This is a genomic window from Paenibacillus forsythiae T98 (assembly GCF_000520735.1).
Taxonomy (GTDB): domain Bacteria; phylum Bacillota; class Bacilli; order Paenibacillales; family Paenibacillaceae; genus Paenibacillus_AQ; species Paenibacillus_AQ forsythiae.
The window spans coordinates 1-13,333 of the sequence record NZ_ASSC01000251.1 but is presented as its reverse complement, the minus strand read 5'-3'; the positions used below and the strand labels follow the sequence as shown (position 1 = coordinate 13,333).

Sequence of the window (13,333 nt, the reverse complement as noted above, 5' to 3'; positions counted from 1 at the left end):
GACGGGCTTGGCGGCTTCGATCCCTATTCCAACAGCAAAGCCTGCTCCGAGCTCGTCACCGCCTCGTACCGCGATGCCTTCTTTAACCCGGGCCGCTATCCGGAGCATGGCGTGGCCATCGCGTCCGCCAGAGCTGGCAATGTGATCGGAGGCGGGGATTGGGCCAGCGAACGGCTTATCCCGGACAGCTTCAGAGCCTTCCGCAATCAGGCTCCCCTGGTGATTCGAAGTCCGCGCTCGGTACGCCCCTGGCAGCATGTACTTGAGCCGCTCGGCGGTTACCTGCTGCTGGCTCAGCGGTTGTACGAGGAAGGAGTACGGTATGCGGAGGCCTGGAACTTCGGGCCGGAGGAGCAGGATGCGCAGAGCGTGGAATCGGTGGTCAGCCGTTTCTGCCGGTTATGGGGAGAGGGTGCGGCCTATGAAGTTGTGCCCGACTATAAGCTCCATGAAGCCGCCGCACTGAAGCTCGATTGCTCTAAGGCCAAGGCCCGGCTCGGCTGGAGACCGAGATGGAATCTGGATACCGCCCTGGCTCAGACCGCCGCCTGGTACAAAGCTTACTTGAACGGGGAAGACATGCTTGAGCTGTGCCGCGCGCAGATTGCGCAGTTTGAGCAGGCCGGGGGCTGATTTTAGGAGCAGTTAGCTGGAAGAGTGTCCCGCAAGCCATGAGGATGGCTGCGGGGCGCTTTTTTATTTGTGAGGCGGGAATATTGCAGAAAGCCTGAAATTGTGCATTTTTTGGTCATACTACTCAATTTTCGCAGAGACCCTGCTCTGCTGCCCATTTATTAGGTTCGTTTTATAAATGATTTAAAGCGACTTGCCATTTTTTTACTTGCAATAAAATATATCGTTAATCCGATCAACAACGCATAATAAGGAATAAAAATATACAGGCTGTAGTCATTCAAGTAACTTGTCAACAATAAAAAATGAGAGCTTGTTAAAAACAGTGTATCTCCGTTTGTATTTACAAAGTAAAAATAAGGATACACGACAATCATGAAAATCATGATGTAATTAAGCAGGAGCAGCAAGGTGCTTAGTGATCTGCGAATCGCGAAGCTAGCTATTAATAATACAATTGTTAACACAAATAGTATCGAATAGAGAATAACTACATTCGCCAGCCCATCATCTGTATAATACAAATAAAGTGTAGTCGTATCTTCATTTTGATAAAATACATTCGAGAAATCGTGGTTCAAGTTCCTGGAGAGCATACCGTAATGATTTGACGAAAGAACCACATGAAAAAGATAGACGATGATTAATAAAACTATCAGTACATTAATTACAAAGTAGCCCTTCTTATCTTCTAACTCTTCCATAGGTAACATTTTCAAGTGTCCCCCATCCTTTTATAGAACTACTGCTCATAAGCATGATAATTAGTAGCGTGCTAGCCTTATAATCATAATAAGTATATCCATTATAACTCCCTGGTTGAGAATCAACAGCGGTAACAAATCCAATATGGTTCGCCTCCAGCTCTTACCTGGCTCATAAATTTAGTTTCTTTCTCCTTCAAGGTTATATACGCTTCATGACTTTGCCCTTCAGAAAGTGCCGCTTGTTCTGCAAAACTTGAAAAACGTAAAGCCAGCAAGTCTTTCAATAACCGAAAGACTTGCTGGCTTTAGAACTTGCAAGGAACAGCCCCTCCATCCTCAGCTCCCCGACCGCTCCAGGCCGAGGAAGATGAGGCGGATCTGCTTGCGGAACTCCTCGGCTCCCAGGTGCTCCTTGAAGCCGTACCGGTTCTCCAGTTTCCGCAGGGAGATTTCAAAGAGGTTCTCCTGCCGCGGCTCATCCCCTTGAAAGAGCAGCTGAACCGGCTGCGGATACATTTCGTCGTGAACCTGCTTGACGCATCTCGCGGCTTCCAGAATGGTCATGTGGCATTTGGAGCCGACGTTAAGAATATCGTAGGAAGCCGGGAAGTTCGCCAGCACGGCGCTTGTCACCTTGGCTACACTTTCAACATTGACAAAGTTTCTTCTCTGTCTTCCCGAGGAGCGAATCGTAATGGTCTTGCTCAAGAAAGCTTCCCGGCACAGGCAGGCCGGAACCAGGCTCCAGCGGTCGATGGTCGGAGACGCGAAGTGGCCGTACACATTCGTCGGCCGGATGCTGACCGCCCGGAGCAGTCCTTTTCTTGCGTACATTTCCGCATACAGTTCGGCCACCGCATGATTGGCGGCGTAATCATTCTCAGGAAGGACGGCCGATTCTTCCGTAATCCATCCTTGCAGCTCCGATCCGAGGACTTGTATGGTGGAAAAGAATATCATTTGCCCAATTCCGTTGTTGACGGCGAAATCCAGCACATTCTTCGTTCCGATCAAGGAGAGCTTGATTCCTTCCCGGCCATTCCTGGAAACGATGTCGTTGGCGGCCGCCAGATGGATGACGGCATCTCCGTCTATGCGAAGCCCGGGAAAGCCGTCCGAGAGCACATCTGCCGCCATATCCTCATAGGCTTCTCCGGAATCGCCCGCATTTGCCGGCAGGCTGCGGAACATCCGCACCACCTCATGGCCTTCCCGGCGGAGCTGCCAGCACACAGAGCTTCCGATAAATCCTCCCGCTCCGGTTACGATATACCTCATGCCGTATCCAGCCCTTTATTCCGGGAAATGAACTTATCCAGCGTAGGCAGATTCTTGTCTTTATCCGAGAGAATCGGAGTATCCGTCGGCCAACGGACCGCGATGGACGGATCGTTCCAGAGGATGCCGCCATCCTCTGCGGGAGAGAATTCCCGGTCGACTTTATACTGTACGGTGCAGTGATCGGACAGCGTGCAGAATCCGTGGGCGAAGCCGCGCGGAATATAGATCATCGCCCGGTTGTCTTCGGATAGTTCAATGCTGTCCCATTCTCCGAAAGTCGGAGAACCCTTCCGCAGATCCACAAATACATCAAGCACGGCGCCGGTAGCGACTCTCACGAGCTTGGTCTCCGTGCTGGGGGAGTATTGGAAATGCAATCCCCGGATCGTCCCCTTGCGGATCGTCACCGATTGATTCTCCTGCACCCAATGGCGATGAATGCCGTAAGCGGAGAAGATGGATTCGTCATAGGTTCTCATAAACAGTCCCCGGTGGTCGCTCAGCGGAGACAGGCGGATTTCAAAGACGCCTTCCAGTCTTCTTGGAATGATCTTCATTCTGGATCTCCTCCGATCTTCCGGACAAATAATCCTGTGGCGTCGGAGCCTGTGATGCTCGCCTCATCTCCGAAAATGCCGGCAATGACTTCCTTGCCGGTGCCGCTGATCGTGACATCCCGCAGCAGAATGCTGTGCGCAAGATGGCATTCCTCCAAATGGGCGCCGGACAGGACCGAAACATAAGGGCCGATGGTACAGTTCTTCAATACACTGCCGGAACCGATAGCAACCGGGGCGTGGACCCTGCAATTGACCAGCGTAGCTTCTTCGGAAATTGCATTGCTCTCTCCGTACAGCTCACCCATCATCCACTTGTTGGCCGCAAGCCATCGCTGTGCAGTCCCGACATCGGAGCAGTGCTCCCGGGTTATCGCGTACGCAACTCTTTCTCCGCTGTCGATCAGCCGTTGAATGGCGTCCGTGATTTCCAGCTCGCCCCGGCCGGAAACCGTCAAGGCTCGAATATGATCAAAAATTCCGGCTTTAAAGGCATAGCTGCCGACCACGGCCAGATTGCTCTTGGGGAATTTCGGCTTCTCTTCGAGCGAGATAATTTGAGAGGCGTTGATTTCCGCAACGCCGAAATGCTGCGGATTCTTCACATGAGTGAGCAGGATGCAGGCCGCCGAGCGCTCCAGCCGGTCGATCAGCGTTCTAAGAGGTTCTTTAAACAGATTGTCGCCGAGAAGCAGAATGAAATCGCTCTGTCCGATATACTCCTCGGCTGCGGCCACCGCATCCGCAATGCCCCTGGGCTCTCGCTGGTACAGATAAGTCAGGGATACCCCGAACTGTTCTCCGCCCCCCGCAGCGGCGCGAATCATCTCCTCCTGGGACGGATGGATGACAATTCCAATTTCACGAATTCCCTCTTCGGCCAGCTTCTCAATGGCATAGAACAGGATCGGTTTATTGGCGACAGGAAGCAGCGTCTTCGGTCGGGTAAGCGTAAACGGTCTCAGGCGGGAGCCCTTTCCGGCGCAGACGATCAGACCTTTCATATTCCGTCTTCTCCCCTGCGGGCGCTGTCTCTGGACAGAAATGGATCGGGTCCGGATTCAAAAGCTTCGTAGTCGTCGCCGTAGGCCTTCCTGTCTTCAAGCCTGATCGGGGTGCCGTCCAGATAAAAGTCATAGCTCCAGGGGACTTCGGACAGCTCCTTTTGCCCCATAATATCCAGTTCCTCCTGGAAAAGCCGCAGCAGCTCATACAGCGGATTCGCGGTATCGGGCAGCCACTTGTTCATGCAGTATTGCAGCATCCCGTGCAGCCCGGAATAGTGATAGCATACGAAAGGAATATCGTTCTCAAGCCAATACCGCCCGTTCTCCTCGCGCACGATCCTCCGGCTGGGCTCATGCAGATTCCATGCGGAGACATTATACCCCGGATGCTTCCAGACCGTGACGTCAAATAAAGCCGGGGCAAGATCCACCCATTTCTGATCGACATAAAAGGGGGAGTGGTAATGGCCGTAGCTGTACAGCCGATGTCCCCACCATTCCAGAAAGCGCATGGCTTCCTCTGATCTCCGCAGCGCCAGAAATCCGGTATTGAAGATGCCGACCCAAAAATAGCCCAAGGGATCGGTGCACGGCTCTAGCTGATGCGGGGACAGCAGGATGTTGTGATGCTCCAGGGCAAACAGCAAATCATCGTAGGGAGCGTAAGCAATGACATCCGTATCCATAAACACCACATTCATCTCCTCCGGATACCGGTCAAACAGCAGACGGAGAAACGCCGGTTTGATGGAGGTCACCGCTTCAAGGAGACCATATTTAAAGATGCTTTTTTCAAACCGGGGGATTCCCAGGTCCTTGGCCAGAACTACCTCGTCAAACCAGGGAACGTCAAGCGCCGCCGGATGAATCGTCCGTTCCATCAAGCAGATGACCACCCGGGCATACGGCATATGATATTTGGCTGCTCTGGCCATCGCTTTTGCCTCATGCAGGTTATCGGCACAGGTTACTGAACAAATAATCATGGAGCGCCTCCTTGTCATCATGTAGAATTAGAATTCGCTGCTGTTTGAAAGACAGAAGGGGTTTTCTTCCACCTGGCGGTGCAGCTTGGCTTCTCTGTAGCGCAATTTCGTTTCGTCGGCAATTTTCTCCCCGCTGTAAAAATAGTCGTAAGACCAGGGAGCCTCGGGATGCTGAAGATGTAACCACTCCAGATATTGCTTATAATCGGCCCATAATTGTCTAAAGGCGCCGTCATGGGGAACGTAGGCGTCGATACAGCTGTCGAGAAGCCCCAAAAAGTTGCTGAAGTTCACGCAGTGGAGAGAGACGTAGTTCGTCAGACAGTATTCATCGCCGGCCCAGTAGAGCTTTCTGCCGTTCTCATGGAGATTCCAGAATGCGAGATTATAACCCGGATGGCGCAATACGCCCGAATTGAAGACAGCGGGTACGAAATTCAGATAAGGCTGATCGGTGTAAAGTCCTTTGGGCTGCCCTGCGAAATCGCCGGTAATCATCGACATCCACCATTTTGCAAATCTGTGACCCTCCCAGGAGTTCTTCACGGCCACAAGGCCGCTGTGGAAGGTGCCGTCCTGCAGCGTACCGATCTCGCGGGAGCAATCCCAGGAAGCGGAGGGCTCCAGATGATGGGGAGTTAATGCAACGTCATAGTAACTGAGCATTTGTTCGATCTCGTAGAACGGTTTAAACACATACATCTGCGGATCGAGATACACCATATGCTCTTCATCCGGAAAGGCTTGAAGGAGATAGGTTAACAGCTGCGCCTTCATTGCCGCGCCGCTCTGGAGGGAGTTAAACTTGAAGATATAGTGGTCAAAATACGGAAATCCGATGTACTCGCAAATCTCTCGGGCCGTAACAATCCAGTCGATGTCCGGCAATGACTCTGCCTGAAACTCCTCAACCAGACAGACCACAACCTTGGCGTAAGGCATTTGCCGTTTGACCGAGTTTGCCATCAGCCTGGCCTGGGGCAATCCGGACGCATTAACTACAGTACCGATAATCACGGGTGGATCATCCTCCTTATTCTGGAATCCGAATACTGCAGTATATAGGTTTGAGGCATAGACCGGCACGGCGGCTGTCTCTCTGCTTGGACTCCCGATAAATTTAAGATGTATTAATTGACCGCTGGCGAGTAATGGATTAGTATTGAGATATACTAATTTTTGGATGTTAAGTAAATGTCTTGTTGGAGGTGACTCTATTGATCAGCAATGCTACGATCCGTTGTGAAATGGAAGCCTATATTCGGGAGCATGGACTCACCATGCAGAGCTTTGCGGAGCGGGCCGGTGTCAATCGGGGAACCTTGAGCGCCATTATCAACCGAAATCCGCCGCGCAAGATATCCGTGAGGGAGCTTGATTTAATAACCAAAGGCATGGGTCTTCCCGAAGGGGAGCTGTACAATCTTTACGCGGAGGAATGCTTTATTCAGTCCGTTCCCCACTGGCGCCGGTTGAAGCCTTTTCTCTTGCGCTGCGCGCAGACGGGGAAGCTGGTTTGTATTGAAAAAGTGCTGGTAATGCTGCTGGACAACCTGTCTCATATCGGGGAGATTTTCGCTACCGCGGAGCAGATGTATGAGCAGGGCTACATGGAAGCCTCCCAAATCTTGTACCAGAGTGTGATTGAAGGCGAAAAATACAATAATTCCGAGCGTTTGGCCGTCAGCCACTACCGGGTGTTTCAGATGGCCGTTGGAAAGGATATGGAGGCCAATTTGCGGGCGGCCTTGCAGTTCGAGCCTTACCGGAAATCACTGCCGGTGGAACTGCGGCTTGATGCTCTGGTTGAACTATTAAAAATATATTTTTTTATACATAACTGGAGGCATATCATAGAATTGTCTGATGAGCTGATCCAGCAGTCGCAAGCGGCGTTTAGAGAACGGAAACGGAGAAGGAAAAACTCTACTTCATTAAGGAGAGATCCTGTTTGGCTGCGGAGATCACTGATTCATTACTATGGCCAGGGATACCTTTGTAAAGCAACCGCATTGCAAAAAATGGGGGATTTTGAAGAAGCCAGAATGGAGATTTCCCGTTATTCCGATTTAAGCTGGCTGGAGCCTGCAAGTGATGAAGAAGAGCAGGAAGTAATGAAATATACCTCGTGGGCCAGGGCAAACTCATACACCTTGGATATTCTGGCAGGCCGGCAGGAGGTTTTGGACGACTATGCGGATTTCTTGCGGGAACATCCGGAAGAGATTCTATCGGGACTTGCTACAATTATCCAATCTGCGAATAAATACAATTTTTCAATAGACGACATTCTTTGGAAATTTTTTGATGAAATTTCTGGATTTGAGAGTTATAATGATTCTGTCAGTATGGAACGGCGATTGCGTTTTGCCATTCAGATATCTATCTACTATTTTCGACGCGGCAGATTCAATGAAGGCATTGAGAGTTGTCTTAAGGCGCTGGACTTAGCTGTTACAACCAATAATGAAACGGTACTTGCGGAAGCCGTAGCCCTTTTTGAGGCATACAGGTCTTATTCGGGGCCGTCTCAGGAACAAATTTTCAAAACAGTGATAGAACAGATGCGAGTAAGAACGACTCTAAAATATTCAATGCAATTATAGCCATTTGAGGAGGTTCGGGATTGATGAAAAAATTAGCTATTTCCCTGGTTGTTGTATTTCTCTTGGCATCTGGCACTACGGTGTTGGCATCCGGTGCAGGTTATCGTGGTGGCTCCGCTGTACAGCCGTTGGATCATGGATATGGCGGATAGAGCTATTGATTTGGACAGGCCCTTAGGGGCCTGTTTTCTGTTTCAAGGGACTGTAATAGTGATTTGAGTAAGGTATATAATTTAGTTAGCCAAATGTAAAAATATCGCTCTAAAAGGTATTGCCCATTAAGGAAAGAAAAGCTTTTGCGTCCTTTTTATCAGAAGAAATTGGCTTATTGACCACAACTCTTATGGATGTTATAGAAAATAAACCATAACCTCGTCAGGTTTAATCTAACGGGGTTGTGGTTTATTTTTATATGTCTATGTATTCTTTATTGAATTCAGCAACAAATTGACCATGAGTTTCTAATATATTACAATTTTTGCATGGTGATTTTCAGGCTATGGTGATTCTTTTATGAGGGGGCCTTTGCTTAATGGGAAGTTCCATGATTCGCTGCAAAATTGAATTTTATATTCGTGAGAATGAATTAACTCTGCAAGGGTTTGCCGAAAAATGTGGCCTAAATCGTGGGACTTTAAGCGCTATAATTAATCGAAATCCTCCCCGAAACATTTCTGTGCGCGAACTGGATAGGATTACACAGGGGATGGGGCTTCCGGAAGGTGAGCTATACTTTCTATATGTGGAAGAATGCTTAATGCAGTCTGCTCCCCATTGGCGGCGTGTAAAGCCTTTTTTGCTGCGTTGCGCGGCAATTGGTAAACTGAACTGTATTAAAATTATATTGGAAATACTGGCCGATGATTTATCTAATATCCAAGGTGTCTTTGTCACGGCGGAGCAAATGTTTGAGCAGGGTCATCAGGAAGCGTCTGGCTTGCTGTATCAATGCGTGATTGAGTGTGAAAAATACAATAATTCCGAACGTCTGGCTATTAGCTGCTACCGATTATTTCAATTAAATATTGGGCAAGATGCAGGGGGCAATTTACGGGCGGCTTTGAGGTTTGAACCTTATCGGAGAGGGCTGCCTGTGCAGCATCGACTTGATGCTCTTATTGAACTTATTAAGATATACTTTTCCGTGCATAATTGGGAGCAGCTTGAGAGTTTAGCCGATGAACTGATTGAGCAGTCACAAGCCGTGTATACGGAGCGGGAGAGGAGCAAGAGAACATCCAACCCTTCCCGGGCGGAGCCGATCCGGCTGCATAAACCGCTGATTCGTTATTTTGGCCAGGGGTATCTCTGCAAAGCGACCGCGCTGCAAAAAATGGGCAGGTACGAAGAAGCCAAGGAAGCGATTAATTTTTATGCCGATTTGAGTTGGCTGGAACCGGCGAATGACGAAGAAGTAAAGCAGATGCTGCAATTTCAGGAGTGGGCCACGGCTAATTCGTTCACTCAAGATATCCTGATGGGCCATCAGGAGATGCTGGAGCCTTACGTGGATTTTTTACAGAGTCACCCGGAAGAAATTTTGCCTGGGCTCGTTACGATCATTCAATCCGCGAATCAATATCATTTTTCGATAGACTGGATTTTGGACGAATTTGCTGATTCGATTTCCGTCTTCGATCAATTCACGGATGTGGTGAATATGGAGAGGCGGCTGCGTTTTGCCATTCAATATTCCATCTATTGCGTCCGGCGGGGCAGAATGAAAGAAGGGATGGAAAGCTGCCTTAAGGCGCTTGAATTGTCCGCAGTGACCAACAACGAGACTCATTTCGGCGATTTAATCAAAGAGTTTATGTATGCCCGAAAAGCCGGTTTAGAGGGGGGAGAGTCCTTCCTTTCCTCTAAGCTGTAAGCTGACTCCTCATTCTTCCCCCAGCAGCTCGCGCAGCATGCCTTCGCGGTCATTCATGAACGCTTTGGTTACCACGTAATGCTCCGTCTCCTCCAAGGCGACCTCCCGGATTCCTTCCTCTTCCAGTAGCCAAATATCCGCCCCCGGATAGGACATCAGAATCGGCGAGTGGGTGGCGATGACGAACTGGGAGTCGCTGCGCACCAGCTCATTCATCCGGGCCAGCAGCGACATTTGCCGCAAAGGCGACAGGGCCGCCTCGGGCTCGTCCAGGATGTACAGGCCGCGACCGCCGAAACGGTGCATGAAAGCGGCGAAGAAGGACTCGCCATGCGACTGCTCATGCAGCGATTTACCCCCGTAAGAGTCCCTAAGCCTGCGTCCGGACAAGGGCTGTTCATCCAGCTCGTCGATATATGAGGCCACATTATAATAGCTTTCCGCACGCAGAAAGAACCCGTCTTTCGGTCGTTTAACCCCTCTTGCTAGCCGCAGATATTCATACAGGATGGAGTGCGAGGAACGGGTATTGAACGAAAAATTCAGCGTTCCCCCTTCAGGATTAAACCCCCAGGCAGCGGCGATCCCCTCCAGCAGGGTCGATTTGCCGCTGCCGTTCTCTCCCACCAGAAAAGTGACCGGCTTCCTGAACACCAGCCGCTTCAATGAACGGATCACCGGCAGGGGAAAAGGATAGGAGCCGAAGGATGGAACTTTGTCCCGAAGCAGCTCCGTATGGCGTAAATACAGCTTGTCGTTATCCACTAATATGTTCCTCCCCGCAAGGATGCTTCGAGCCGCAATCAAGCTCCCTCCCGGCCCGTACGTATCTTCCACTCTATCATCAGGAGTTCCCAAAGTCCAAGTCCAGACCTATACGCGCAGCTTGTACGGTTGCCAGAGGGCATCTGCCAATTTATTGCGATGACGGACAGGTGTCTATGAGGCGGATATCTCCAAAGCATATAACTATACTGTCATCAGATTACGACAGAGCAGGGTGAGGCTGTGAAAGCGAAAATAAAGCAGGAGCGCAAGCAGGGCTACCGTGACGGCTACCGCCAGGGCTATCATCTTGGCCTGTGCGAAGCCGTGAAACGGCTGAATCCGGGCACGGCGGGCGTTAGGCGTCCCTTAAAGCTGATGTATGTCCCGCAGGGCTTCGATGCGATCGATGCCGGGGTAACGGAAGCGCTGGCCGGTCTCGTCACCGAGCTGATCGTATGCCCGTCGCATGCTATGCTGGAGACCGCCGCCCGGGAATCTCCGGAAGCGGTGCTGGTCATGAACGGGCTGCATGTATTTCCGGATAATCATTTGGAGCAGATCGAGGGAATCCGCAGACGGGGCATTTCAACCGCCATCTGGTTTGTCGACGACCCCTATTTTACGGAGGATACGGCTGTTCTGTGCCGGCATTACGATCATGTGTTCACGCACGAGCTTGGATGCCTGGAATTTTACCGGTCCCTTGGAGCGGAGTCGGTGCATTATTTGCCGCTTTGCGTCAATCCGGGAATGTTCAACCCCCGCCGTACCCCGCCGGGATATGGCTATGACATCGTTTTTATCGGAAATGCTTTCTTTAACCGGACCGAGCTGTTCGACCGACTGGCTCCCATGTTAATCCGGCACCGCACCCTTATCGTCGGCGGATTCTGGGAGCGGCTGAAAAGCTTTGACACGCTGTCGCCGTTCATCCACAAGGGCTTTATTCCGCCGGAGGATACGGCATGCTATTACAGCGGCGCGAAGATTGTCATTAATATTCATCGGCCCTGGGATGCGGGGCAGGATAACCGCAATTCATACCAGATTCCTGCGAGGTCCATCAATCCGCGCACCTATGAGATCAGCGCCTGCGGCGCGATGCAGATTACCGATGTCCGGGAGGATCTGGCGAACCACTACCGGCCGGGCTATGACCTGGAGACCTTCGGCTCTCCCGAGGAGCTGGAGTCCAAAATCGAATATTATCTGAAACATGAGGAGAAGCGGCGGAATTTCGCCTTGAGAGCCCTGCGGACCACACTTCTGAACCATACCTTTGCCGCCCGGCTGCCAAGGCTGCTTGATGTGATCGACGAGGCGCGAACGAGACATTAATTATGTAAAGGAGCGAATGTACGATGAGCAAAGACTTCATTCTTCCGGTCCCGCCGCTGCCCCTCACGCCGGCTGAGCAAGCGAAGCTGCAGGGAAGGCTTAACGGCTTCAAGAACGGCTATGCGGAAGGCTACCTGCGCGGACGCCTGGCCATTCTGGACGGACGCCCGGAAGAGCCGCTGCCCGTACGCGATATTCATGTCATGTATGTCGCTTCCGGCAAAGGCTATCCCTATTCCCCGCTGGACGATGCGGTCCTGACATCGCTGCAGGGCCTGACGAAGGAAGTGACGGTAACGGATGTGCGCCAGAACCTGCTGGAGCTGGCCGCCGCCAAACGGCCGAATCTGGTCCTGGTGCTGGACGGGATGGATCTGCCGCTTGCGCAAATCGACCGGATACGGGGAATGGGCATCCGTACGGCAATCTGGCTGACGGACGATCCCTATTACACCGATTTTACGCTGGGCATCGTGAATCACTATGATTATGTATTCACACTGGAACGAAATTGCGTCGAATATTACCGGCAGCTTGGCTGCACGGAGGTGCATTATCTGCCATTCGCGGCATATCGTCCGCATTACCGGCCCACGATCTCCCGCACGCAGAATGCGCGCGAGGTAAGCTTCATCGGCTCCGCGTACTGGAACCGGGTCAATTTCTTCCGGGAAATCATGCCGCAGCTGATGGAATTCAATACGGTTATCAATGGAATCTGGTGGGACCGTCTTCCGGAGGCTTCACTGTACGGCGACCGGATCGAGATCGGGAAGTGGATGTCTCCGCAGGAGACGGCAGCCGCGTACAGCAGTTCGAAAATCGTGATCAATCTGCACCGTTCCCATGTCGATGATGTAGCCAACAACAATACGCTAGCGATTTCGGCGGCTTCGCCGAATCCGCGGACATTCGAGATTGCAGCCAGCGGTACGCTGCAGCTTAGCGATGCCCGCGATGACTTGGCCTCCTTCTACAAGCCGGAAGAGGAGATTGTAACGTTCAGCAACCCGCAGGAGATGATTGACAAAATCCGTTACTACCTGACGCATGAGGAGGAACGCCAGGCCATTGCGCTGAAGGGGCTGGAGCGGACACTCCGGGAGCATACGTATCCGAAGCGGGTCAACCAGCTGTTATCCACTATATTCGGATAATATCCGCCTGGCTCCGCCCTGACGATTTGTGCTCCTGCCGGGGGGCGTTTGTCACGTCCGCTTCCGCCCCCGCTCTCATACGATAAGCCAAGGCGAATCCAGGGATAAACGCGGGACTATTGCCGGGACCTCTTGCTCTTGTTGCGGAGCCTTGGATTGCGGCGGGGGAGTCTTTCTTATTTCGGGCGGCGGAACCGGCTGGAGGTTCCCTCTTCCGCCCGGGCATTGCATACCTGACAGGGAGGTGAGCGGCCGCTCCGAAGTCATCCATTCGGAAGCGCCAATACGCCAATGGCTGATAAAGCTGCCGTTGTCCTTTTTTCCCATGTGGCCAATGACAACAGCATTACCGGCGCCGAGAAGCTGCTGCTGTTCTTCGCCCGGGAACTGTCCTCCTACTTTGACTGCCTGCTTGTCGCG

Annotated in this window: 13 protein-coding genes; 6 read left to right on the top strand and 7 right to left on the bottom strand. The window is 51.6% G+C overall.

The features are described from left to right. The coding region (locus tag L692_RS32530) for a hypothetical protein (RefSeq protein WP_025699016.1) at positions 1-633 on the top strand (633 nt) is incomplete at its 5' end. Between the two features lie 826 nt (positions 634-1,459). Here the strand turns inward: L692_RS32530 and L692_RS31745 are convergent. Genes L692_RS31745 through L692_RS0108640 form a run of 6 tightly spaced genes read right to left on the bottom strand, consistent with a single transcriptional unit; the run spans position 1,460 to position 6,188 of the window. Beyond that, entirely contained in the window at positions 1,460-1,624 is a 165-nt protein-coding gene (locus L692_RS31745; RefSeq protein WP_156940352.1) for a hypothetical protein, read from the bottom strand. A gap of 52 nt (positions 1,625-1,676) precedes the next feature. Then, positions 1,677-2,618 carry an NAD-dependent epimerase/dehydratase family protein gene (locus L692_RS0108660; RefSeq protein ID WP_025699014.1) on the bottom strand — a complete coding sequence of 314 codons (942 nt, stop codon included), beginning with the start codon at positions 2,616-2,618 and terminating at the stop codon, positions 1,677-1,679. After that, positions 2,615-3,178, bottom strand: a complete 564-nt coding sequence (rfbC, locus tag L692_RS0108655; protein ID WP_025699012.1) for a dTDP-4-dehydrorhamnose 3,5-epimerase — start codon at positions 3,176-3,178, stop codon at positions 2,615-2,617. The genes L692_RS0108660 and rfbC overlap by 4 nt, the downstream gene beginning before the upstream one ends. Continuing rightward, positions 3,175-4,182, bottom strand: a complete 1,008-nt coding sequence (locus tag L692_RS0108650) for a sugar phosphate nucleotidyltransferase (protein WP_025699010.1) — start codon at positions 4,180-4,182, stop codon at positions 3,175-3,177. The genes rfbC and L692_RS0108650 overlap by 4 nt, the downstream gene beginning before the upstream one ends. Further along, on the bottom strand, positions 4,179-5,171 hold the full coding sequence (locus L692_RS0108645) for a hypothetical protein (RefSeq protein ID WP_025699008.1): 993 nt from the start codon (positions 5,169-5,171) through the stop codon (positions 4,179-4,181). Before L692_RS0108645 ends, L692_RS0108650 begins: the two co-directional genes overlap by 4 nt. Positions 5,172-5,198: 27 nt before the next feature. Continuing rightward, positions 5,199-6,188, bottom strand: a complete 990-nt coding sequence (locus tag L692_RS0108640; protein WP_025699006.1) for a hypothetical protein — start codon at positions 6,186-6,188, stop codon at positions 5,199-5,201. Between the two features lie 230 nt (positions 6,189-6,418). On the opposite strand from L692_RS0108640, the gene L692_RS0108635 reads away from it, so the two are divergent. The 3 genes from L692_RS0108635 to L692_RS0108630 all read left to right on the top strand — a co-directional run bounded on the left by L692_RS0108635 (position 6,419) and on the right by L692_RS0108630 (position 9,650). Then, on the top strand, positions 6,419-7,777 hold the full coding sequence (locus L692_RS0108635) for a helix-turn-helix domain-containing protein (RefSeq protein ID WP_269636724.1): 1,359 nt from the start codon (positions 6,419-6,421) through the stop codon (positions 7,775-7,777). 20 nt (positions 7,778-7,797) lie between these two features. Then, entirely contained in the window at positions 7,798-7,929 is a 132-nt protein-coding gene (locus L692_RS33805; protein ID WP_269636723.1) for a hypothetical protein, read from the top strand. A 380-nt stretch (positions 7,930-8,309) separates the two neighbouring features. Next, on the top strand, positions 8,310-9,650 hold the full coding sequence (locus tag L692_RS0108630; RefSeq protein ID WP_025699002.1) for a helix-turn-helix domain-containing protein: 1,341 nt from the start codon (positions 8,310-8,312) through the stop codon (positions 9,648-9,650). 9 nt (positions 9,651-9,659) lie between these two features. On the opposite strand, the gene L692_RS0108625 is transcribed toward L692_RS0108630, so the two are convergent. Next, on the bottom strand, positions 9,660-10,415 hold the full coding sequence (locus tag L692_RS0108625; protein WP_025699000.1) for an AAA family ATPase: 756 nt from the start codon (positions 10,413-10,415) through the stop codon (positions 9,660-9,662). A gap of 243 nt (positions 10,416-10,658) precedes the next feature. On the opposite strand from L692_RS0108625, the gene L692_RS0108620 reads away from it, so the two are divergent. Both L692_RS0108620 and L692_RS0108615 read left to right on the top strand, forming a co-directional pair. Next, entirely contained in the window at positions 10,659-11,756 is a 1,098-nt protein-coding gene (locus L692_RS0108620; protein WP_025698998.1) for a CgeB family protein, read from the top strand. 23 nt (positions 11,757-11,779) lie between these two features. After that, positions 11,780-12,913, top strand: coding sequence for a CgeB family protein (locus tag L692_RS0108615; RefSeq protein WP_025698997.1), 1,134 nt, complete (start codon positions 11,780-11,782; stop codon positions 12,911-12,913). Positions 12,914-13,333 lie beyond the last annotated feature (420 nt).